Raw genomic sequence first — 22,526 nt, 5'->3', positions numbered from 1 at the left:
GGACGAGGCGGCCGGAGCCGATCCGCGCGGGAGGCGGCGGACGGCCCCCGGACGGCCTCGGCGCACTCCTCCCGCAGGAGGAGCGACGGGTCAGCCGTGGCCCAGGTCCCGCATCTGCTCCGGGGTGAGCCGGCCCCCGTTGGCCGCCGCGGCCTCGAACGTCGGCAGGTGGATCTCCTGGGAGGCGCTGCGCAGGTTGGTGAAGACGCGGGTCAGGGGTTCGTCCCCGCGGACCTCCTCCAGCAGCCGGTCGTAGAGCGCGATGTTGTCGGTCTCCCAGGCCGCCCAGGCGGTGGCGGCGGCCTCGAGGTCGGTGGGCGCGGAAATCCGCCCGGTGTAGGGGTTCGGCGGGACCGTGACACCGAGCCGCTCCAGCTGGCGGGTCAGGGCGTCGACGTGCTGCTCCTCGGCGGCCTGGATGCTCGCGTACGGCTCGACGGGTCCGAACTCGTCGACGACCGCTCGGTACTGCGCCGAGGCGGCGTACTCGCCCTCGGGGGACATCAGGGCCTCCCACGCGGCCGCGGCCACGGGGTCGGCGGGGGCCGGAGGAGTCGACACCGAGGGGACCGCCCCGGCAGCGCCCGGGGCCGGCGCCGTTCCGGGCTGCGTCGCCGAGCCCGACGTGGTCGGGCCCGGCGACGCGGGGCTCGTCGTCGCCGGGCTCGACGGGCTCGACGTCGGGACGGTGCCGTCCCCGGTCGGCGGGGAAGCCTGCGGGCCGCAGGCGCTGACGGCCGTCACGAGGAGCACCGCGGCGGCCGGGACGATCAGTCTCTGGTGCATGATCCGTTCTCCATCCTGGGAGGATCGGCCCGGCGGGGTCGCTCGGCTCGACGGTCTGCGGTGACACCGATCACAACATACCCCAGGGGGTATGCGGGAGCAAGAGGTGTGACGCTGCCGCGCCCCTCTGTGACGGCGTCCGACCGTCCCTCTGCTCCGCGGTCCGGGGCCGGCCCGTCCTGCCCCGCCCACGGCGGGACCGTCACAGCGTCAGCCGCGGCCAGCCCTTCGTGTCCCGCAGGAGCTGCCGATCGTGGGTGGTCAGCACCACGGCCGCGGCCGTGGCGGCGAGGGCCTCGGTGAGCTCGTCCACGAGGGCGATCGAGAGGTGGTTGGTCGGTTCGTCCAGCAGCAGCACGTGCGGCCGGGACGCCAGCACCACGGCCAGCTCGAGGCGCCGCCGCTGCCCGGCCGACAGCTCCGCCACGGGGCGTCCGCGGTCCCGCGCCGCCAGCAGCCCCAGGGACTCCAGAGGGGCCACCTCGTGCTCGGCCAGCCGGTCCGCGAGCACGAGCCGGACGAGCTCCTGCTCGTAGACCTCCTGGGCCGAGCGCGCCCCGTGCCGGATCCCGTCCTGCAGCAGGTGGCCGATCCGCGCCCCGGGGGCTGCGGTGCGCCGCCCCGCGTCGGGAGCCAGCGCACCGGCGAGCACCTGCAGCAGGGTGGACTTGCCCGCCCCGTTGGGGCCTGCGACGACCAGCCGGTCCCCGGACCCCAGCACCACGTCGACGGGCCGGAGCAGCCGGCCCATGACCGCGACGCCCTCGGCGCGCACCAGCTCGACGCCGGGCAGCGCCGGCAGCTCCGGCACCGACAGCTCCAGCGGGGGCTCGGGGACGTCCACGCGGTGCCGCTCGAGGTCCTCCTGGCGGCGGTGCACCGAGCGGACGAGCCCCGGGGCTCGGGTGGCGCGGGTGTGCTTGCCGGTGCCCTTGTCCGGGCGCCATCCGTCGACCAGACGGGAGCGGGCGCGCTGGAGGTTCCCGGCCAGCCGGGCGTGCTCGGCCTGCTGCTCCCGGTGGTCGTGGATCCACCGCGAGCGCTCGGCGGTCCGGCCGGCGCGCCAGCCCGCCACCCCGCCGCCGTACCACCGCGGGCGGCCGTCCCGGCTGGGGTCCAGGTCCAGGACGGTGTCCACGACCTGGCCCAGCAGCCGCCGGTCGTGGCTGACCAGGACCACGCCGCCGCGGAACTCCCGCAGCGCCGCCCCCAGGTGGGCCAGCCCCGCGGCGTCGAGGTGGTTGGTGGGCTCGTCCAGCAGCAGGAGGTCGTGGACGGTGCCGAGCAGGCAGGCCAGGCGCACCCGGTAGCGCTGGCCCACCGAGAGGGTGCCGAGCACCCGGGAGCGGTCGGTCACGGCGTGCAGGGCCTGCAGGGCGAGGTCCACCCGCCGGTCGGCGTCCCAGGCGTCGAGGGCCTGGGCGACCGCCAGCGCCTGCGCGTACTGCTCCGGGGCGCCCGGCCGGTCCGCGGCGAGGGCGCGGGCGGCGGCCTCGACCTGCGCCACCGCGGTGTGCTCGGCGGTGAGCTCGAGGTCCAGGAGGTCCCCCACGGTGCCCTCGGGCGGCACGGGCAGCTCCTGGTCGACCACGGCGAGCGTGCCGGTGCGGCGGACGGTGCCGGCGTCCGGGAGGAGGGCGCCCGAGAGCACCTCCAGCAGCGAGGTCTTGCCGCGGCCGTTCTCCCCCACCACGCCGAGGCGGGTGGTGGGGGTGATCGTGAGGTCGAGCCCGTCCAGGACGGTGCGGGAGCCGCGGACCAGGCGGATCCCGGTGGCGGTCAGCTGGGCGTGCTCGCCCGCGGGCACGGCGGGACGGTGGACGGGAACGGCGGACATGCTTCCTCCGGGGTGCGGAGCCACGAGCGGCCGGACGGCCGGGGCTCCTGACGAGGGGACGGGTGGGCAGGACGACGGACCGCCGCGGCGGAAGCGCGGCGGGATCCGGAACCCGTCAGAGGAAGAAGTGGTGGAACATGGTCGCCCCAGGATAGCCCGGGTGGGCAACCACCGGGGGCCCCGCCCGGATGAAACGATCGTTCCAGCACAAACCGAGTTGCATTAAACGATTCCGACATCTTGTGGCGGCGTCGATGAAACGCGGGTTCCATACCGTGGCTGTCGCCCTCCTCCCGCGCCACCGAAGGAACTCCCATGGCCACCACAGCCACCCCGCTCGACCGGCGACCGGCCGGCGACCGCCCGCGGTTCCGGATGCCCCACGTGTACGTGGTGCTCTTCGTCCTGTCCGGACTCGCCGCCCTGGCCACCTACCTCGTGCCGGCCAGCCGGTACGAACGCGTCCTCGGACCGGACGACCGCGAGATGATCGACCCGTCCAGCTACGGCGCCGTCGAGTCCTCGCCGACCTCCCTCGTCGACTTCGTCACCGCGATCCCGCGGGGGCTCGTCGACGCCTCGGAGGTCGTGTTCTTCACGTTCGTCATCGGCGGGACGTTCATGGTGCTCCGGCGCACGGGCATCATCGAGGCAGCCCTCGACCGCACCAGCCGGCGCTTCGCGTCCCGGCGGACGCTGCTGATCCCCGTGCTCATCACCGCCTTCGCCGTGATCGCCTCGCTGATCGGCACCCAGGAGCTCGCCCTCGTCTACATCCCGGTGATCCTGCCGGTCATGATCGCCCTCGGCTACGACTCCCTGACCGCCGTCGCCGTCGCCCTCGTGGGCACCACCGCCGGCTTCACGGCGGGCGTCCTCAACCCCATCAACACGGGGCTGGGCCAGCAGATCGCGGGTCTGGAGCCCTTCTCCGGACTCGGTCTCCGTCTCCTCGCGCTCCTGGCCCTGGTCGTCACCGGCTCCGTGTACGTCATGCGCTACGCCCGGAGGATCAGCCGCTCCCCGGAGCGGGGCCTGCTGCACGACGAGCCGGCCGAGGCGGAGAAGCGCCGCCTCTACGCCGACGGGCACTCCGGCGAGCCCCTCGTCCTCGCCCGGCGCCAGGGCGCCGCGCTGCTCACCGCCGCGCCGATCGTCGGCGTGCTGGTGTGGGGCGTGCTCACCCAGGGCTGGTTCTTCCTCGAGATGGCCGGGATGTTCATCGTCCTGTCGGTCGTCGTCGGGCTCGTGGCGGGCCTGTCCGTCAACGAGGTCTGCGCCGCCTTCACCGAGGGCATGCGGGACGTGCTCGAGGGCGCGATCATCGTGGGCGTCGCCCGCTCCGTCGCCGTGGTGCTGGAGGACGGCAACATCCTGGACACCGTCGTCCACGCCCTCGGCAACGCCGTGGACGCGCTGCCCGCCGCGCTCGCGGCGCTGGGCATGTTCGCGGTGCAGACCCTCTTCAACTTCGTGGTCCCCTCGGGCAGCGGCCAGGCCGTGGTGACCATGCCGATCATGGCGCCGCTGGCCGACCTGGTCGGTGTCACCCGCCAGACGTCCGTGCTCGCCTACCAGCTGGGCGACGGCCCGTCCAACATCCTCTACCCCACCTCCGGGTACTTCATGGCCGCCCTCGCGATCGGCGGCGTGCGGTGGGAGAAGTGGGTCCGGTTCTTCCTCCCGCTGTTCGGCATCTGGGTGGTGCTGAGCGCGCTGTTCCTGGTCTTCGCGCAGCTGACCCAGTGGAACGGCTGACACACTTCCCTGCCCTGCCCTGCTCCCTACCCGCCGACCCCGTCGAGTCCCCCGTGTGGTCGCAGTTCCCCCCGCTCGATCGGGGGGAACTGCGACCACACGGGGGACTCGACGCTCAGGGCAAGGTGGGCGTGGGGCCCCAGGTCAGGGGGTCCGGCGCTCCCGCAGGACGCCGGCCATCAGGGCCGCGACGAGCGCGAAGACCGGGACCACGAGCAGTGCTGCCCGCAGCCCCACGGCGTCGGAGAGCACCCCGACGGCCGGGGACAGGCCGAGGAAACTTATCCGCATCAGCCAGCTGACCAGGGCCAGGCCCGTCCCGGTCCGCAGCCCGGGGATGTCGTCGGCGGCGTGGAAGGCCGCGGGCACGAGCGTGGCGCAGCCGAAGCCGGCCAGCGCGAAGCCCGCGACGGCCGGGACCGGCGCCGGGGCGAGGACCACGAGCAGCATCCCGGCCGCGCTCAGGGCGGCGCCGGCGCGGACCACCGCGGCACGACCCCAGCGGTCGGTCATGGGGTCGCCGAGCATCCGGCCCACGAACTGCGCCGCCATGAGCGCCACGAGCCCGAGCCCCGCGGTGGCCAGCGGGGCGCCCAGCTCGGCGTTCAGGTACACGGCCGACCAGTTCTGCCCGGCGTCCTCGACCATCACCCCGGCCATCGCGATCACGGCCACGGGCAGGAGGCTGACGACGACGATGCGCCCCGCCGACCGCCGCCCCGTCCCGGCGGGCCCGGAGCCGGGGTCCGGCCGGGAGCCGGTGGTGCCCAGGCCCGTCGTCGTCGTGCCGTCCGGAAGCGGATCCTCCGGCGGCGGGTCGTCCGAGCTGACCGTGCGCAGCTCCTGCCCCTCGGCCGGGCTCAGCGCGGCGCGCAGCGCCACGAGGGCGACCGCGCTCCACACGAGCCCGCTCGCCGGCAGGTGCCACCCCAGGGGCACGCCGAGGGCGAGCGCCGCGGTGCCCATGAGCCCGCCGACCACGGCGCCCAGGCTCCACAGGGCGTGCAGGGAGTTGATGATCGAGCGGCCGCGGGCGCGCTGGACCTCCATCCCCTGGGCGTTCTGGGCGGTGTCCACGTGGGCGTCCAGGGCGCCGCCCAGGAACATCGCCGCGAGGAACACCCCCGCGCCCAGCCCCGTGCCGGCGCCCAGGCCCGCCCCGGCCCCGGCGGCCGCGAGGCACACGGAGAGCAGAACGGTGCCCAGGGCCGCCACCCGGCCGGAGCCGAAGCGGCGGATCGCCCGGGCGGGGAGGGCGCCCACGAGGATCGCCCCGAGCGGGAACGCCACGACCAGCAGGCCGTAGAGGGTGTTGGAGAGCCCGAACGCGTCCTTGACCTCCGGCAGGCGCGGCAGCAGGTTGGCGTAGAGGGCGCCGTTGGTGAGGAAGAACGCGGACACCGCGATCCGGGCGCGCCGGACCCGCGCGGGGTCGAGGGCGGTGGTCTGGACGGTCACGTCCACGACTCTAAGGGCTGGGTTCCCCCGCCTCCGCCCCCGGCCCGCTGGAGTCAGGGGGCGACGGGCCGTCCAGGGCGTCGCCGAGGCGGTCCCGGAACCCGCGCACGGCCTCGGCCACCTCGTCCGAGCACAGCAGCCGCCACGGCACGTCCGCCGGGATCCAGGGCAGCGCCATCAGCAGCTCCGGGACGGAGCCGTCGGTGACGGTCCAGTCGACGGTGTCCCCGGGACCCTGCACCGCCGTGGCCGCCCACGGCCCGAAGTGCTCCCGGACCCGGTCCAGGCCCACGGTCATCCGCACCGTCAGCTCGTGCCGCGCGGCGTCCGCGCCGTGGGCGGCCAGGACGAACTCGGCGGCGTCCGCGGCGGGCAGCTCCCGCGGCGCGACGCGCACGGCGGTGCCCGCCAGCCTCCGCAGCCGGTCGATGCGGAACGTGCGCCAGTCGGCGCGGTCGGCGTCCCAGGCCACGAGGTACCACCACCGGTCCCGCGGGACCAGGGAGTGCGGCTCGACCAGCCGGGCGCTCTCCCGGCCCTGCCGATCGACGTAGCGGAAGCGCACCCGCTCGTGGTCGCGGCAGGCCAGGGCGAGCTGGGCGAGGACCTCGGTGGCCACGTGCGCGTCCGTGCGGGCCACCGGGACGGTGTGCGCCTGCAGCGCGGCGACCCGGCGGCGCAGGTGCCGCGGCAGCACCTGCTGGACCTTGGCCAAGGCGCTCAGCGACGTCTGCTCGCCGTCGCCGACGCCGTGCACCGCGGCGGTGCGCAGCCCCACGGCGATGGCCACGGCCTCGTCGTCGTCGAGCAGCAGCGGCGGGATGCTGGTGCCGCCGGCGAGCTGGTACCCGCCCGCCGTGCCGGGGCGGGCCGTGACCTCGTAGCCGAGCTCGCGCAGCCGGTCGATGTCCCGGCGCAGCGTCCGCTCGGAGACCGTCAGCCGCTCGGCGAGCTCGGGCCCGGACCAGTAGCGGTGGGTCTGCAGCAGGGACAGCAGCCGGAGCACCCGCGACGTCGGATCGGACATGACCCGCAATCTATGCCCCCCTGCGGACAGCTGGTGGCCTGAATGCGCTCTACCGTGGACCCATGAGCACCCCACCCATCATCAGCGCCCGCGGGCTGAGCAAGAGCTTCCGCGGGCCCGGCGGCCGGACCGTCGAAGCGGTGGCCGACCTGACCATGGACGTGGCGCCCGGCACGCTGACCGCGTTCCTCGGGCCCAACGGCGCGGGCAAGTCGACCTCGCTGCGCATGCTCACCACGCTGCTGCGGCCCACCGGCGGCACCGCCACCGTGTGCGGGTTCGACGTCGCCCGGCAGCCGGCCGAGGTGCGCGCCCGCATCGGCTACATCGGGCAGAAGAACGGGGCCGGGCAGTACCAGCGGGTCCGCGACGAGCTGCTCAGCCAGGGCGCCCTGTACGGGCTGAGCCGGGCGGAGACGCGGCGCCGCGTGGACGAGCTCGTGGAGGCGCTCGGCCTCGGCGACCTCGTCCGCCGGCCCACGATGAAGCTCTCCGGCGGCCAGCGCCGCCGCGTGGACATCGCCCTGGGACTGATCCCCGGCCCCCAGCTGCTCTTCCTCGACGAGCCCACGACCGGGCTGGACCCCCAGTCCCGTGCGCACCTGTGGGAGCACATCCTCGAGCTGCGCCGCCGCTACGGGACCACGCTGTTCCTCACCACCCACTACCTCGACGAGGCCGACCAGTTCGCCGAGCGGGTCATGGTCGTGGACCGGGGACGGATCATCGCCGACGACACCGCGTCCCGGCTCAAGACGGACCTGGCCGGCGACCGGATCGCCCTCACCCTGGACGCCGACCCGCCCGCCGCCGCGGCGGCCGTCCGGCGCGCGGCCGCCGCGGCGGGGGCCGGCGGCGCCGAGCCGGAGGCGGTCCCCGCCGGGGAGGGCACCCGCGTGGTCGTCGCGGTCGAGCACGGCGAGCGCGTGCTGCCCGCCCTGCTGCGCGAGCTCGACCGGGCCGGCCACGCCGTGCGGACCGCCGAGCTGACCCGCCCGACCCTCGACGACGTCTTCCTCCGGCTCACCGGCCGGAGCCTGCGCGAGGAGCGGGCCGACGCGTCCGAGACCGACCCGGCCGCCGAGGCCACGAGCGTGGGAGCACCCCGATGACCGCCGTTCCGACCACCCGCGAGTCCCCCGGCGGCACCGACCGGGCCCGCCCGGCAGGGATCGTCCACGACTCCGTCAGCGTCTTCGTCCGCGAGCTCCGGCCCGTGGTCCGGGATCCCTTCAGCCTGGTGTTCTCGCTCATGCAGCCGCTGATGTTCCTGGCCTTCTTCGGCCCGCTCCTGGGCGGGATGACCGGGCGGCCCCTCGACCAGGCGTTCCAGTGGTTCGTGCCGGGCATCGTGGTGATGATCGCGCTGTTCGGCACCGCGATGACCGGCTCGAACCTGCTGTTCGAGATCCAGTCCGGGGCGCACGAGCGGATGCTCGTGGCGCCGGTGACCCGCTCCGCGCTCATGGTGGGGCGCGCGTGCAAGGAGATGGTGCCGCTGGTCCTGCAGGCCCTGGTGCTCTCCGGGGTGGCCGCGTTCTTCGGCTTCCGCCCGTCCCTGCCCGGCATGGTGGTGGGCCTGGCGATCCTCGCGGTCTTCGGGGTGGGGCTCGGGGCGCTGAGCTACGCCCTCGCCATCGTCTCCCGGAACCGGGACTGGATGTTCTGGACCGTGCAGCAGGGGCTGCTGTTCCCGCTCATGCTGCTCTCCGGGATGCTCCTGCCGCTCGAGGCCGGTCCGGGGTGGATGCAGGTGCTCTCGCGGTTCAACCCGCTCACCTACATGGTCGACGCCGAGCGGGCCCTGTTCAACGGCCAGTTCGGTGATCCGGCCGTGGCCGCCGGGGCCCTCGCGGCGGTCGTGCTGGCCGCGCTGGGGCTGACCGTGGGGATCCGGGCGATGCGCAACAGCATCTGAGGGGCCCACCGGGAAGGTCGCCGGGAAGGTCGCCGGGGGGTCGCCGCGGAGGTCGCCCGGTGACGCTCAGAGCCACCGCTTCCACTTGAACACCCCGTAGAGGGCCACCCCCATGCCCAGCATGGCCAGCAGCGCGAGCGGGTAGCCCAGCGTCCACGCGAGCTCGGGCATGTGCTCGAAGTTCATCCCGTACACCGTGCCCACCAGGGTCGGGGCGAAGAGGATCGCGGCCCAGGAGGAGATCCGCTTGACCTCCTCGCTCTGCGCCAGGGCCGACTCGGTGAGCCGCTGCATCTCGTCGTTCTGCCGCTGGCCCACCAGGGTCGCGTGCACCGTGAGGGCGTTCTGCAGGAGCACCCGGAACGCGTCCGCGCGCTCGGCCACCCGGATGGCGTGGTCCTGCACGTCCCGCAGCCGCTGCTGCAGCTCGAGGTCGAGCCCGTACTTCTCCGCCCCGTGCTGCAGGGCCTCCAGCATGGCCACCAGCGGGTGGACGGCGCGCTGGAACTCGATGACCTCCCGGGAGAGCTCGTAGACGCGGCGGGAGACGTCCCGGTCTGCGCCGAAGATCTCGTCCTCGATCTCGTCGATGTCGTTCTCGAGTCCCGCGACCACGGGGGCGTAGCCGTCGACCACTTCGTCCAGGATCCCGTACAGCACCGCCTGCGGGCCTGTGCCCAGCAGCTCCGGCGCGGCCTCCAGCCGGCGCCGGACCGCCGCCAGGTCGGGGGACTCGGCGTGGCGGACCGTGACCACGAAGTCGCGGCCCACGAACACGTGCAGCTCCCCGAACTCGACCTTCTCCACGTCGTCCAGGTAGCGGGCCGGGCGCAGCACCACGAAGAGGGTGTCCCCGAAGCGCTCCAGCTTGGCGCGCTGGTGGCCCTTCAGGGCGTCCTCCACCGCGAGGTCGTGCAGCCGGAACTCCGCGGCCACGGACTGCACCTCGGCCGGCTCGGGGCGGTAGAGACCGATCCAGGCCATCCCACCGCGCCCGCGCAGCGCCGCGTAGGTCTCGTCGAGGTCCTCCGGGGTCGACGTGCGCCGGCCCTCCACGTACACCACGTTGTCCACCAGCGTCACCGCGTGCCACCTCCCGTTCTGTCCGTCGCCCGTCCCGCCCCATCATGACAGGGCCCGTCCCCCGGGCCGGACCGGTGGGTGCGGCGCAGGTGGCGGGCGGGTGGTCAGCCCTTCACGGCGCCGCCGGTGAGCCCGGAGACGATGTAGCGCTGGAGGAACAGGAACAGCGCGACCACCGGGATCGCCGCCAGGATCGCCCCGGCGGTGAAGACGCCCCAGTTCTCCCCGAACTGCACGGAGACGAACTGGTACAGCCCCACGGCCAGCGTGTACTTGTCCGGGTCCTGGAGCACGATCTGGGCCAGCAGGAAGTCCGAGAAGGACGCGATGAAGGACAGCATCCCGACCACCACGAGGATGGGGGTCACCAGCGGCAGGATCATCGTCCAGTAGATCTGGGCGTGCGAGGCGCCGTCGATCTCCGCGGCCTCGTCGAGGTCCTTGGGGATGGTGTTGAAGAAGCCGTACATCAGGAACGTGTTGGCGCCCAGCGCCCCGCCCAGGTAGACGGCCACCAGTCCCAGCCGGGAGTTCAGGCCCATGAACGGGTAGACCCCGGAGATCGCGAACAGCAGCAGGAAGATCGCCACGAACGCCAGCAGCTGCGGGAACATCTGGATGACCAGCAGTGCCAGCAGCCCGCCCTTGCGGGAGCGGAAGCGGAACCGGGAGAACGCGTAGGCGGCGGCCGCACCCATGAGCACGGTGCCCACGGCCGTGGTGACCGAGACGAACAGCGAGTTCCCGAACCAGGTCAGGTAGGGGTTCTGCGGGTCGTTGAGCAGGTTGGTGTAGTTGGCGCCGGTGACGTCCGAGAACAGCTGGTTGGACCCGAGCAGGGAGCCCGAGGCGGACAGCGAGGCCGAGAAGGCGTAGACCAGCGGGAAGAGGGCGAAGACGCACGCGGCGATCGCGGCGAGGTGCTTCCACCCGCCGCGGGCGGAGCGGCGGCGCCGGCGGGGCCGGGGAGCCCCGGGTGCGGCGCCGGGAGGCCGCAGCGTGTCCGTCGACTGGAGGGTGGTCGGGGTTCCGGCGGACGGCGCGGCCGCGGCGGCGGCCCAGGGGGCGCGGTCCGTGCCGTCGGGGCCGGGGCGGTCGCCCGGGGTGGGTGCGGTGGGAGTGGACATGTCAGCTGATCTCCTCGAGAGCCTTGCTGCGGCGGAACGTCAGCGCGGAGATGACGGCCACCATGATGAAGATGAGGATGGACAGGGCGGAGGCCAGACCGTAGTCGTTGGTGCCGCCGGCGAACGCGATCTTGTAGACGAACGAGATGAGGATGTCCGTGGCGCCCACCCCGGTGGTGGACTCCAGGTCCTGGGGACCGCCGCCGGTGAGCAGGTAGATCACGTTGAAGTTGTTGAAGTTCATGGCGAAGGACGCGATGAGCAGCGGGCCCACGGCCACCATGAGCATGGGCAGGGTGATCGCCCCGAACTGGCGCACCGGCCCCGCACCGTCCATCTCGGCCGACTCGTAGAGCTCTCCCGGGATGGCCTGCAGGGCGCCGGTGGTCACGAGGAACATGTACGGGAAGCCCAGCCAGAGGTTGACCAGCAGCAGCGAGAGCTTGGCCAGCCAGGGGTTCTCGAGCCAGGGCACCCCGGCGCCGCCCAGCAGGACCTGGTTGACGAAGCCGAAGTCCGCGTTGAGCAGACCGGCCCAGATCAGGATGGACAGGAAGGCGGGGAAGGCGTACGGCAGGAAGATGACGGCCCGGTAGACGTTGCGGAACCTCAGCTTCTCGTCGTTGAACAGGATCGCCAGGAGCAGCCCCAGGAAGAAGGTCAGCGCCACCGAGAGGATCGCGAAGGCGAAGGTCCACAGGGTCACGGAGACGAACGGGCCGCCCAGGACCTCCGGGTCGAAGATCGCCCCGAAGTTGTCCAGGCCCACGAAGACCCGCCAGCCCGGTCGCAGGGCCTCGCCGTCGGCGCTCACGAACGCGCCCTCGCCGTTGTTCGCGTACACGGTGCCGTCGTCGGCGACCATGGCGTCGGCCGCCTCGTCGTGCACGAGCGTGGGCTCGTAGGCGTAGGCCGTCCGGCCGTCGTCGGTGCGCAGCACACCCTCGGCCTCCTGCTCGCCCACGGGCACCCGCAGGTCCGCCAGCTCGCCGGCGGCCGCCACGACGCCCCCGTAGTCGAGGACCTCGTAGCCGGGCGCCTCAGCGACGCGCCCGTCGGCGGCGGTCGCCCCCTCGAGCGGCGCGAGCGGCTCGCCGGTGGTGCCCACGAGCACCTGGCCGTCGCGCACCGTGGCCAGGGCCAGGCCGTCGGCGCCCTCGAGCACCGTGACCGGGTAGGCCCCGGAGCCCTCGATCCTCTGCTCGTACGTGGTGGTGAGCTGCGTGATCGCCGCGTCCTTCGTGGCGTTGTGGCCGTCGCCGTAGTTCGTGAACGCCGTGGCGGCGGTGTAGATCAGCACGAAGATCTGGAACACCAGCAGGAAGATCAGCCCGGGGAACAGGTACTTCGCGGGCAGCAGCTTCCTGGTCGGCAGGAAGTACACGAGATCGGCTGCGATCAGGGCGACGACGAGGAAGGCCAGGATGCCCCAGCTGCCGGCGGCCCAGGCCGCCAGGATGCCGAAGAGGCCGAACGCGTTGATCAGCGCCATCAGGACCAGTTTGACCACGAAGCCCACGCCGAATCCGCGGGAATGGGCGTGCTGGAGCTCGAGGGGGGCGCCGAGGCCGGCGCCCCCGCCGGTCGCTCCGGGGGCGGCGGTCCCGCCCCGGATGGGGGTGCGCGTGCTCATCAGATCTGTCCTTCGATATTGTCGATCATGCGGTTCCACAGCTCCACGGGGTCCCCGCGGCCGTCCACGACGGCGTTCTCCGTCGTGCCCCAGAAGCTCCACACCGCGCCCATCTCGGGGATGGCCGGCATGGGCAGACCCGTCTCGGCGATCTCCGCGTAGGCGGAGCGCAGCGGGTCGCCCTGCATGCGGTCGACGGCCACCTGGCTGGCGGGGGGCCGGCCCGTGCTCTCGTACATGGCCGTCTGCGCCTCGGGGCGCGTGAGGTAGTTGGCGGCGAAGTCCTGGGCCGCCATCGGGTTCTGCGCGTTGGCGTTGACGAAGAACGCCTGGACGCCCACGAACGGGCGGGCCTCCTCGTCCCCGGCCGGGGGCACGGGCAGGACGCTCACGTCCATCCCGGCGGCCTCGACATCGGTCAGCTCCCACGGGCCGCCCAGGTGGAAGGCGGACTCGCCGTTGAGGAAGGACTCCTTGGCGATGTCCGGGGTCATGGAGGTGCGCAGGTCCCCGGAGGCTCCGAGCTCCTGCAGGTAGCGGGCGAACTCGTTGCCGTCCTCGCCCCCCATGGTGAGGTTGCCGGTGTACTCCCCCTCCGCGGTGCGCTCGAACACCTCGGCCCCGAACGAGGTCTGCAGGGCGTAGAGATGGTACGGGTCGCCGGCCTCGGGCGACTGGCTCACCGTGAAGGGGTACTCGATGCCCCGCTCCTCCATGAGCCGGTGACCGATCGCCCGCAGCTCGTCGAACGTGGCGGGGTCCTGGGCAGCGAGCTCGTTGTTGCGCAGCATCGCCACGTTCTCGATCGCGTACGGCACCCCATAGCTCACCCCGTTGTAGACGACGGCCTCCCGGGCGTTCTCGGTGAAGTCCTCCGCCCGGTCCCCCATCTCCACGGGGACGACGACGCCGTTGGACGCCAGCTGCCCGAGGTTGTCGTGCGGCGAGACGATGATGTCGGGGGCCTGCCCCGTGGGCGACTGGGAGATGAAGTTGGAGATCGCCTGCGCGTTGATCTCCCGCTGGACGAACTCCACCTCCACCCCGGTGTCGGCGGTGAATTCCTCGGCGATCTGCTGGAGGGCGGGGATCTCGTCGGACCCCGCCTGGATCTTGATGCTGCCCGGCCCGCCGGCCAGGCCGGCGACCCCGGCCGTGGGCGCCGACGAGCACCCCGCGAGCAGGAGCACGGCACCGACGGCGCAGGCCGCCCGGTGGAGGTGTTTCATGGTGGGGTTCCTCGATGTCTTCCGTGGTCGCGCGGTCGCGACGGCCGTCGGTCTGCGGGGGTGGTGCGGGTCGGTGGGGCTGCTGCCGCCGGGGGCTTCACCCGGGAGGTGAGTTGGCTCACTACTGTAAGCGTTACCACCACGGCTGTCCACACCCGATACAGCACCCGCCTTGCCAATGCACTCGATGTGATAGCGCTTCCAGTCTGTGGGGATCCGCTCTACGATGGACCGCATGTCCACGACCTACGGTGCGCTGCAGTCCCTGCGCCTCACACCCGTCCACGACCGCGACCAGGAGCCGAAGTGGTGGCGCTCCTCGGTGATCTACCAGGTGTATCCCCGCTCGTTCCGGGACCTCGACGGGGACGGTGTCGGCGACCTCGCCGGCATCACCGCCGAGCTGGGACAGCTGGCGGAGCTGGACATCGACGCGATCTGGCTCTCCCCCTTCTATCCCTCCCCGCAGCTCGACGGCGGCTACGACGTGAGCGACTACTGCGACGTCGACCCCTCCTTCGGCACCCTCGCGGACTTCGACGCACTGGTCTCGGCCGCGGACGCCCTGTCGATCCGGGTGATCATCGACCTCGTGCCCAACCACTGCTCGCAGGAGCACGTCCTGTTCCGGCAGGCCCTCGCGGCGGGTCCCGACGCCCCGGAGCGCGACCTGTTCGTCTTCCGGGACGGCCGCGGCGCGTCCGGGCAGCTGCCCCCCAACAACTGGCAGTCCCACTTCGGGGGCCCGGCCTGGACCCGGGTGACCGAGTCCGACGGGCAGCCCGGCCAGTGGTACCTCCACCTGTTCGACTCGTCGCAGCCCGACTTCAACTGGGACAACGAGCTGGTCCGCCAGGAGTTCGAGCGGGTGCTGTGCTTCTGGCTCGACCGCGGCGTCGCCGGCTTCCGGGTGGACGTGGCGCACGCGCTCATCAAGGCGGAGGGCCTCCCGGACTGGGACGGGCGGGCCGACGGGGGGAGCATCCCGGGCTACCCGTTCACCGACGCCCCGATGTTCGGGCAGCCGCAGATCCACGACATCTACCGGCGCTGGCGCGAGGTGCTCGCGGAGTACGACGGCGAGCGGATCCTCTGCGCCGAGGCGAGCGTGGACCCGCTGGACCGCCTGGCCGACTGGGTGCGCCCCGACCAGATGCACCAGACGTTCAACTTCTCCTACCTGGCGGCGCCGTGGGACGCCGCGGAGCTGCGCCGGATCATCACCTCCTCCCTCGAGGCGTTCGACGCGGTCGGGGCCCCCACCACCTGGGTGCTGTCCAACCACGACGTCGTGCGGCACCCGACCCGCCTGGCGCTGACCGCGGACTCCCCGCGCCCGGGTGACGGCCGCGGGCCCGAGGACGAGCAGCCGGACCACGTGCTGGGCACGCGGCGGGCACGTGCCGCGTCCCTGCTCATGCTCGGCCTGCCGGGCGGCGTGTACCTGTACCAGGGGGAGGAGCTGGGCCTGCCGGACCACACGACCCTCCCCCACGACGTCCGCCAGGACCCGACCTACCACCGGACCGGCGGGAGCCGGCTCGGCCGTGACGGCTGCCGGGTGCCGCTGCCCTGGACCAGCACCGGGGCGTCCCTGGGCTACAGCGCCACGGGCGAGGCCTGGCTCCCGCAGCCCCAGGGCTGGGCGGAGCTCTCGCGCGAGGCGCAGCGCCACGACCCGGCGTCCACGCTGTCCCTCTACCGCTCCGCGCTGGCGCTGCGGCGCGAGCACGGGCTCGGCTCGGGCTCGCTCGCGTGGGCGGAGGACCTCACGGGCCCGGACTGTCTCGGGCTCGTCAACAACGGCGTCCTGGTGCTGCTGAACACGGGCTCCGCCCCGGTCGAGCTGCCGGACCTGCCGGTCCTGCTCCGCAGCGGGTCCCCGGCCTCCGCGCCGCATATCCTGGACCCGGAGGAGTGCGCATGGCTGCAGACGGAGGACCCCGGCACGACCGGACGATGAACCCACCCCGGCTCCAGGACGTCGCCGCGCGGGCGGGCGTGTCCACCGCGACCGTCTCCCGCGCGCTCAGCGGCAAGGGGCACGTCTCGCCCCGCGCCCGGGCCCGGGTCCGCGAGGCGGCGCAGGAGCTGGGCTTCGTCGTTTCCTACCACGCCTCGAGCCTGGCGAGCGGCCGGAGCCGCAACATCGGGGTGGTCCTCCCCCACGTCGACCGGTGGTACTTCTCCACCGTCCTCGAAGGAGTGGCCGGCGCGCTCATGGAGGCCGGGTACGACCTGACCCTCTACAACTTCGAGGGGGACCGCTACCGGGAGACCGTGCTGACCGACTTCCTGCTGCGCAAGCGCCTGGACGCGGCCGTGGCGGTGTCCCTGCACCTGGACCCGGCGGAGACGGAGCAGATGTTCGCCGCCGGCATCCCCCTCGTCGGGGTCGGGGGCCCGCTGGTGGGGGCGCCCACCATCAGCATCGACGACCTCGACGTCGGGCGCCGCGCGACGCAGCACCTCATCGGGCTGGGCCACCGGCGGATCGCGCACCTCGGCGGGGCCGAGGAGGGCAGGCGCTACTTCCCCATGTCCAGCGACCGCCGGGACGGCTGGGAGCAGGCGATGGCGGACGCCGGGCTGGCCGTGGAACCCGCGTGGTCGCTCGTCGCGGACTACACGTTCACCGACGCGTACCAGCAGGCCAAGAATCTCCTGGCGGACCCCGCCGACCGCCCGACCGCCATCTTCGCCTCGTCCGACGAGATGGCGGCCGGGACGATCCTGGCGGCGCGGGACCTCGGGCTCACCGTGCCCGGGGACCTGTCCGTCATCGGCGTCGACGCCCACCCCATCGGGGAGGCCTTCGGCCTGACGACCCTGGACCAGCACGCCCGGCAGCAGGGCACCCGCGCTGTGGAGCGGCTCCTCGAGCACCTGGCCGGAGGGAGCCGCGAACCGTCGAACGAGCTCTTCCCGGCCCACTTCGTCGCCCGCTCCTCCACCGGCCCGGCCCCGGCCTCCGACCACCGCCCCTGACCCGGCGGTCGGCGCGGAGGGAGCGCAGGACGGGCCGGTCAGGCCACGGTGAAGGTCCGCTCGTGCCACCCGGAGGCGCCGTCCGGGGCGGGCGGAGCCTGCTCGGCGGTCTGGACGGTCCCGTCCCGGTCGACGGCCCGCACCCGCGCGGTGTGCCGGCCGCCCGGGAGGTCGGTGCGCAGCACCCACTGCCGCCAGGTGTCGTCCGTGCCCACGGAGCCGAGCTCGGCGTCCTGCCACGGCCCCTCGTCCACGCTGACCTGGACGGCGGCGATCCCGGTGTGCTGGGCCCACGCCGTGCCGGCGAGGACCGCGGGCCCCGGCTCCGTGCGCCCGCCCTCGGCCGGCACCTCGATGCGGGAGGACATCTTGATCGGCCCCCGGGCCGTCCAGCCGCGCGAGGTCCAGTACGCCTCCGCCCGGTCGAAGCGGGTGACCTCGAGGTCCACGACCCACTTGGTCGCCGAGACGTAGCCGTAGAGCCCCGGCACGACCATCCGCACGGGGTAGCCGTGCTCGAACGGCAGCGGCTCCCCGTTCATGGTCACCGCGAGCAGGGAGTCCCGGCCGGGGTCGGTCAGGGCCTCGAGCGGGGTGCTCGCCGTGAACCCGTCCTCGGAGGTCGAGAGCACCATGTCCGCCTCGGCGGAGGGCCCGGCCTCGGCGAGCAGGTCCCGGATCGGCACGCCGGTCCAGACCGCGTTGCCCACGAGGTCGCCGCCCACGGGGTTGGACACGCACGCCAGCGTCACGATCCGCTCGACGAGCGGCCGGGCCGTGAGGTCGTCGAAGCGCAGGGTCAGCTCGCGCTCCACCATGCCGTGGATCCGCAGCTCCCACGCGTCCACGTCGATGCGCGGCACGGACAGGGCCGTGTCGATGCGGTAGAAGTCGTCGGCGGGCGTGAGCCAGGGCTCCACCTCCGCCACGCCGAGGTCGGCCCCGGCGGGGACCGGGTCCCGCACGGCCGGGGCGGGGATGCGCAACAGGTCCCGGGCGGCGGGCGCCCGGGACGCGGCCGCGGACGCCCAGCGTCCCGCGACGCCGGCGGCGGCGCCCAGCACCGCGGCGGCCGCGGAGAGCCGGACGAAGCCGCGGCGGTCGAGGGCGTCCCCGGACCGGCCGGACGGAGCGGCGCGGCGGGTGAGCACCGTCAGGAAGAGCGCCCCCGCCCCCGTGCCGACGACGACGGGGACCGTGTCCGCCACGGTGGGCCCCGCCCGCGTCAGCACGGCCAGCAGCCCGAGGAGCCCCAGCACGCCGAGCAGCACCGTGCCCATGGGCGGGTTGGCGCGCTGCGCCGCCCCGATGCCCGTGCCGACCGCCACGAGGCCGGCGGCCATGACGAGCAGCAGCACGAGCTTGTCCGCGGTGCCGAACAGGGCGATCGCGGCGTCCTTGACCGGGGCCGGGACCGCGTCCACGATCACCCCGCCCACCGCCGTGAGGGGCGCGCCGACCGGCCCGGTCACCCAGGCGAGCAGCTCGGCCAGGCCCACGGCGAGGGCGGTCGCGGCGACCCCGGCGAGGATCCACGGCCCGAGGTCGGCGGGGGCCCATCGTCGTCGCCCGGTGTCCGGGCGGTCCGCGGTGGAGGTCATGCGCGTCAGCGTGTCACGTGGCCCTGAGATCAGCCTGGGCGAGCGCGTCCCCGAACCGCTCGAGCGCCTCCTGGCCCACGACGTCCCCCGGCAGCAGGGGGACCTGCAGCAGCGGGACGCCCGGGAGGGCGCCGCGCAGGGTGGCGACGTGCACCTCCTCCAGCGCGCGGCGCTCGGCGAGGAAGTCCCCGGCGTCCGCCGGGGAGCGCTTGTTGACCACGAGGGCCCCCACGTGCACGCCGGCGCGGACCAGCTGCTCGTGCAGCTCCGCGGTCTCGAGGACGGGCAGCCGTTCGGCCGCGAGGACGATGACGAAGCTGCAGCGCTCGGCGTCCACCAGCACCTCGCGCAGGGCCTCGAAGCGCTCGCGGCGGCGCAGCAGGATCCGCCGGATCTCGAGGTCCCGCTCCTCGCGGGGGTCCCGGGGCCGGCCGGTGCCCAAGATGCTCTCGCTCGCGGCGTCCCGGTCCTCGAGGCCGCGCAGGGCAGCCCCGAACTTCTCCGCCCTCCCGCGGCGCCGCAGCAGCCCCTCGGTCCAGGCGGACATGATCTCGGGCAGGGCCATGAGCCGGGCGGTGTGCCCGGAGGGTGCGGTGTCGAAGACGATGAGGTCGTAGTCGTCCAGGCCCGTGTCCACGAGCTCCGCGATCCGCTCGAGCACCGCCGATTCGTGGGTGCCGGGCGAGTCCCGGGCGAGCTCCATGTGCTTGTCGACCTCGGCGGCGAGGTGCTCGGGCATCAGCCGGCGGATGGTGGCGCCCACGGCGGCGAGGTGGGCGTCGGTCGTGGCGACCGGGTCCACCTCGATGCCGTCGAGGGCGCCGCCGCCGAGATCGCGGGCCAGCGGGGTGATCCGGTCACCCACCGGGCGCTCCCACAGGTGCCCGAGGTTGTGGGCGGGGTCGGTCGAGACGACGAGCACCCGGCGGCCGGCGCGGGCCTGGGCGAGGGCGGTGGCGGAGGCGACGGCGGTCTTGCCGACGCCGCCCTTGCCGCCCACGAACAGGACCCGGCGGGCGGCGGCGAGCTCTAGCAGCATGAGATGTGCTCCAGGGGCGAGCGCTCCATGCCCATCCGCCGGTGCCAGTCGTGGAACCGGTCGTAGACCACGGGCAGCAGCTCCACGGTGTAGTAGCTGACGGGGTTGGGCACGCCCAGGGCCTCGGAGAGGACCAGCATCATGAACAGGTCCTCCTCGTCGCGCTGGGCGCGGGCGAAGGTGCGACGGTAGGGCGCCACGTAGAACTCGTGCAGGCCCGCACCGAGGCGGGCCTGCACGGAGCGCAGCCGGTCGAGGGCCCTCACCGGCTCACAGGGAGCGGTTCTCCCCGGCCGAGGTGCTGACGGTCTCCTCGTCCAGCTCGGGCGGGCTCTTCCGGGCCGCGTTCATGGCGGCCACGGACTCCACGATGACCCACAGGGCCGCGATCAGGATGATCACGTCGAGCACGAGCAGGAACCAGTTCTCGGCGGCCCAGAACTGCCCCAGCTGCACGATCAGCGCGTAGACGGACATCACCAGCAGGAACACCAGCGGCACCAGCACGGGCAGGACCGGGCGGCCCTTGCGCAGCAGGATCACCGCGATCATCGACAGCGTCAGACCGGCCAGCAGCTGGTTGGAGGTGCCGAACAGCGGCCAGATCAGCATGCCGCCGGAGCCGTCCGCGCCGGCGCTGAAGGTCAGCCCCATGGCCACCGCGAGGACGATGAGGGTGGAGACCACCTTGCCGATGCTGACGCCCATGATGTGCCCGGCCTCCTGCACCACGAAGCGCTGCAGGCGGATGCCGGTGTCCATCGTGGTGGCCGCGAAGAGCACGGCCATCGTGGCGAGGATGGTCGCGCTCAGCGACGGCGGGATGCCCAGCCCGGAGTTGACGACCGAGGCGCCGCCCTGGACGAACGCGGCCACGCCGCCCTGGCCGAACGCGCTGTACACGGCCTCCCAGTCGGCGAGGGTGCGGAACCCGGCGGTGGTCGCGATGATCGCGCCGAGTGCCAGCAGGCCCTCGCCCACGGCGCCGAAGTAGCCGACGAAGCGGGCGTCCGTCTCCTTGTCCAGCTGCTTGGAGGACGTGCCCGAGGCCACGATCCCGTGGAACCCGGAGATCGCGCCGCAGGCGATGGTCACGAACAGCAGCGGCACGATGCTCGACGTGCCCTCGGGCACGGAGGTGTTGAACGCGGGCGCCACCACGGTCGGGGCGGAGATCAGGACGGCGCCGTAGAGGATGCCCAGGGCGATGAACAGCTGGAGGCCGTTGATGTAGTCGCGCGGCTGCAGCAGCATCCACACGGGCAGCACGGACGCGATGCCCGCGTAGACGAAGAGCACCACGATCCAGAACGCGTTGGCCGGCAGGCCCAGGACCGTCTCCGGCAGGACCACCGGGAAGCGGTCGCCGAGCAGGATGAGGGCGTAGAGCGCCACGACGCCGACCACGGACACGACGGCGAGGTTCCACTTGTAGCGGTAGACCGCCTGGCCGATGAGCAGCGCGACCACGATGGCGCCCCACGTGGGGATGACCGAGGTGGGGGTGCCGACCAGCAGGTTGGAGATCACGACGGCGAACGCGGCGTTGACCATGAGCAGCACGAGGAAGATCACGACCAGGAACAGGTTGCGGCCGCGGTGGCCGATGTACTGCCCGGAGAGCGAGCCGATGGACTTGCCACGGTGCCGGTTGGACGCCCACAGGGCGCCGAGGTCGTGCACGCCGGCGAAGAAGACGGTGCCGAGGGTCACCCAGAGGAAGGCGGGCACCCAGCCCCAGATGACGGCGATGGCGGGGCCCACGATGGGCGCCGCACCGGCCACGGAGGTGAAGTGGTGGCCCCACAGCACGTACTTGTTGGTGGGGACGTAGTCCACGCCGTCGCTGAGCTCGTGGGCGGGGGTGACGAAGGAGTCCTGGAGCTGGTAGATCCGGCGGGCCACGAACTTCGAGTACAGGATGTACCCGAGGATCATCATGGCCACACCGACCACGGCGAGGACGATGGAGTTCATGTCGCTCCGATCTCTGGGGAGGTGGGTGGATGTCCGCTGGATCACCATGCTACCGCCGGGTGACCGGGATCACGGACCGCCCGCGCACGCTCCGCCACGGTCCCGCAGGGGGCGGAGCGGGGCGCGCCGACGACCTACATCGGCTCCCCCGGGGTCATGATCGCGAAGGACTCCCGGTCCGGGCCGGCCACGACCGCCAGCCGCCCGTAGGCGAAGTCGAAGGGGTCCTCCATGACCGCTCCGCCGGCGTCGCGCACCCGCTGGACGGCCGCGTCGACGTCGTCGACCTGGAAGCAGACCGACCAGACCGCGGGAGCGTTCTCCGCCGCGGGGTCGGTCCCGCCGATGCCGCCGGCCGGGCGGTCCCCGTGCGGCACCGTGAACGTGGCGTAGGCGACGCCGTCCTCGCCGATGTCCTCGTAGTGGTAGCCGAAGACGTGCGCGTAGAAGTCGCGGGCGGTGTGGTGGTCGGGGGTCATGAGGTCGCACCAGGCGACGCTGCCGGGCACGTCGAGCACGGCGAAGCCGATGTGCTCCCCGGCCTGCCACATCCCGAAGGACGCCCCGGTGGGATCCTGCCAGACGCCCATCCGGCCGGCCCCGCCCACCTCCACCGGCTCCATCAGCTGGGTGCCGCCGGCGGCGAGGACCCGCTCGGCGCAGAGGTCGATCCGGTCCGAGGCAAGGTAGACCTGCCACACGTGCGGGACGCCCGTCAGGTCCGGGGCCGCCGGGGAGAGCCCGGCCACGGGCCTCCCGCCGACCAGGGCGTTGCGGTACCCGCCGTGCTCCGGCCGCGGCTCGCTGTACTCCCAGCCGAGCACCGCACGGTAGAAGTCCTGCGTGCGGACCGGATCGGACGCGGTCAGATCGGCCCAGCAGGGGGTTCCGGCGGGCCACGCTTCGTTGCGCTGTGTCATGACGGGCTCCTTCCGACACGGCCAGGGTACGCCGCTCCCCCGGGGCCCACAGGAGCCGCCCGGGGGATCGTTACCCACCTGCGCCCGCGCCCCGCCCCTGCCCCGCGAGGTCGCAGCCGACGGCCACCGCGCCCGGCTGCGTGGC

Annotated in this window: 18 protein-coding genes; 5 read left to right on the top strand and 13 right to left on the bottom strand. The window is 73.5% G+C overall.

What is annotated here, in order from left to right:
- Positions 1 to 90: 90 nt before the first annotated feature.
- The gene (locus ACZ2G1_RS13940; RefSeq protein ID WP_470377022.1) at positions 91 to 786 is read right to left on the bottom strand and encodes a ferritin family protein; all 696 of its coding nucleotides are present in this window, start codon (positions 784 to 786) and stop codon (positions 91 to 93) included.
- A 202-nt stretch (positions 787 to 988) separates the two neighbouring features.
- Positions 989 to 2,623 (bottom strand): ATP-binding cassette domain-containing protein, encoded by a 1,635-nt coding sequence (locus tag ACZ2G1_RS13935; RefSeq protein WP_336650332.1) that lies wholly within the window; start codon positions 2,621 to 2,623, stop codon positions 989 to 991.
- Positions 2,624 to 2,938: 315 nt separating this feature from the next.
- Here ACZ2G1_RS13935 and ACZ2G1_RS13930 point away from each other — a divergent pair, with 315 nt between their 5' ends.
- Positions 2,939 to 4,381 carry a YfcC family protein gene (locus ACZ2G1_RS13930; RefSeq protein WP_217987521.1) on the top strand — a complete coding sequence of 481 codons (1,443 nt, stop codon included), beginning with the start codon at positions 2,939 to 2,941 and terminating at the stop codon, positions 4,379 to 4,381.
- Between the two features lie 144 nt (positions 4,382 to 4,525).
- On the opposite strand, the gene ACZ2G1_RS13925 is transcribed toward ACZ2G1_RS13930, so the two are convergent.
- Both ACZ2G1_RS13925 and ACZ2G1_RS13920 read right to left on the bottom strand, forming a co-directional pair.
- A complete protein-coding gene (locus ACZ2G1_RS13925; protein WP_470377021.1) occupies positions 4,526 to 5,839 on the bottom strand; it encodes an MFS transporter in 1,314 nt (437 codons plus the stop codon).
- A 10-nt stretch (positions 5,840 to 5,849) separates the two neighbouring features.
- Positions 5,850 to 6,866 carry a helix-turn-helix transcriptional regulator gene (locus ACZ2G1_RS13920; RefSeq protein ID WP_470377020.1) on the bottom strand — a complete coding sequence of 339 codons (1,017 nt, stop codon included), beginning with the start codon at positions 6,864 to 6,866 and terminating at the stop codon, positions 5,850 to 5,852.
- 62 nt (positions 6,867 to 6,928) lie between these two features.
- Here ACZ2G1_RS13920 and ACZ2G1_RS13915 point away from each other — a divergent pair, with 62 nt between their 5' ends.
- Positions 6,929 to 7,978: an ABC transporter ATP-binding protein gene (locus ACZ2G1_RS13915; RefSeq protein ID WP_197722653.1), complete on the top strand. Its 1,050-nt coding sequence runs from the start codon at positions 6,929 to 6,931 to the stop codon at positions 7,976 to 7,978.
- Positions 7,975 to 8,784 (top strand): ABC transporter permease, encoded by an 810-nt coding sequence (locus ACZ2G1_RS13910; RefSeq protein WP_017833560.1) that lies wholly within the window; start codon positions 7,975 to 7,977, stop codon positions 8,782 to 8,784. The genes ACZ2G1_RS13915 and ACZ2G1_RS13910 overlap by 4 nt, the downstream gene beginning before the upstream one ends.
- A gap of 66 nt (positions 8,785 to 8,850) precedes the next feature.
- Here ACZ2G1_RS13910 and ACZ2G1_RS13905 read toward each other — a convergent pair whose 3' ends face one another.
- The 4 genes from ACZ2G1_RS13905 to ACZ2G1_RS13890 all read right to left on the bottom strand — a co-directional run bounded on the left by ACZ2G1_RS13905 (position 8,851) and on the right by ACZ2G1_RS13890 (position 13,856).
- Positions 8,851 to 9,867 carry a magnesium and cobalt transport protein CorA gene (locus ACZ2G1_RS13905; RefSeq protein WP_017833561.1) on the bottom strand — a complete coding sequence of 339 codons (1,017 nt, stop codon included), beginning with the start codon at positions 9,865 to 9,867 and terminating at the stop codon, positions 8,851 to 8,853.
- 104 nt (positions 9,868 to 9,971) lie between these two features.
- Entirely contained in the window at positions 9,972 to 10,994 is a 1,023-nt protein-coding gene (locus ACZ2G1_RS13900; RefSeq protein WP_470377019.1) for a sugar ABC transporter permease, read from the bottom strand.
- Position 10,995: 1 nt separating this feature from the next.
- Positions 10,996 to 12,627, bottom strand: a complete 1,632-nt coding sequence (locus tag ACZ2G1_RS13895; RefSeq protein WP_470377018.1) for an ABC transporter permease subunit — start codon at positions 12,625 to 12,627, stop codon at positions 10,996 to 10,998.
- On the bottom strand, positions 12,627 to 13,856 hold the full coding sequence (locus tag ACZ2G1_RS13890; RefSeq protein ID WP_109221439.1) for a sugar ABC transporter substrate-binding protein: 1,230 nt from the start codon (positions 13,854 to 13,856) through the stop codon (positions 12,627 to 12,629). The genes ACZ2G1_RS13895 and ACZ2G1_RS13890 overlap by 1 nt, the downstream gene beginning before the upstream one ends.
- Before the next feature lie 235 nt (positions 13,857 to 14,091).
- Between ACZ2G1_RS13890 and ACZ2G1_RS13885 the strand changes: the two genes are divergently transcribed.
- Together ACZ2G1_RS13885 and ACZ2G1_RS13880 are read left to right on the top strand one after the other, a co-directional pair.
- Entirely contained in the window at positions 14,092 to 15,819 is a 1,728-nt protein-coding gene (locus ACZ2G1_RS13885; RefSeq protein ID WP_017833565.1) for a glycoside hydrolase family 13 protein, read from the top strand.
- Positions 15,780 to 16,844: a LacI family DNA-binding transcriptional regulator gene (locus tag ACZ2G1_RS13880; RefSeq protein WP_232035203.1), complete on the top strand. Its 1,065-nt coding sequence runs from the start codon at positions 15,780 to 15,782 to the stop codon at positions 16,842 to 16,844. The genes ACZ2G1_RS13885 and ACZ2G1_RS13880 overlap by 40 nt, the downstream gene beginning before the upstream one ends.
- A 38-nt stretch (positions 16,845 to 16,882) precedes the next feature.
- Here ACZ2G1_RS13880 and ACZ2G1_RS13875 read toward each other — a convergent pair whose 3' ends face one another.
- The 5 genes from ACZ2G1_RS13875 to ACZ2G1_RS13855 form a co-directional block, all read right to left on the bottom strand.
- Positions 16,883 to 18,445: a molybdopterin-dependent oxidoreductase gene (locus tag ACZ2G1_RS13875; protein ID WP_470377017.1), complete on the bottom strand. Its 1,563-nt coding sequence runs from the start codon at positions 18,443 to 18,445 to the stop codon at positions 16,883 to 16,885.
- A 13-nt stretch (positions 18,446 to 18,458) separates the two neighbouring features.
- Positions 18,459 to 19,484 (bottom strand): ArsA family ATPase, encoded by a 1,026-nt coding sequence (locus ACZ2G1_RS13870; protein WP_017833568.1) that lies wholly within the window; start codon positions 19,482 to 19,484, stop codon positions 18,459 to 18,461.
- Entirely contained in the window at positions 19,475 to 19,750 is a 276-nt protein-coding gene (locus tag ACZ2G1_RS13865; RefSeq protein WP_017833569.1) for a cory-CC-star protein, read from the bottom strand. Before ACZ2G1_RS13865 ends, ACZ2G1_RS13870 begins: the two co-directional genes overlap by 10 nt.
- Positions 19,751 to 19,754: 4 nt before the next feature.
- Positions 19,755 to 21,461 carry a carbon starvation CstA family protein gene (locus ACZ2G1_RS13860; RefSeq protein WP_470377016.1) on the bottom strand — a complete coding sequence of 569 codons (1,707 nt, stop codon included), beginning with the start codon at positions 21,459 to 21,461 and terminating at the stop codon, positions 19,755 to 19,757.
- A gap of 134 nt (positions 21,462 to 21,595) precedes the next feature.
- Positions 21,596 to 22,381 (bottom strand): VOC family protein, encoded by a 786-nt coding sequence (locus tag ACZ2G1_RS13855; protein WP_109221444.1) that lies wholly within the window; start codon positions 22,379 to 22,381, stop codon positions 21,596 to 21,598.
- Positions 22,382 to 22,526 lie beyond the last annotated feature (145 nt).

The sequence above is a fragment of the Kocuria sp. KKT182 genome, from assembly GCF_055635395.1.
The sequence above is the reverse complement of the archived record's forward strand: the minus strand, read 5'-3'. Positions and strand labels throughout refer to the sequence as shown.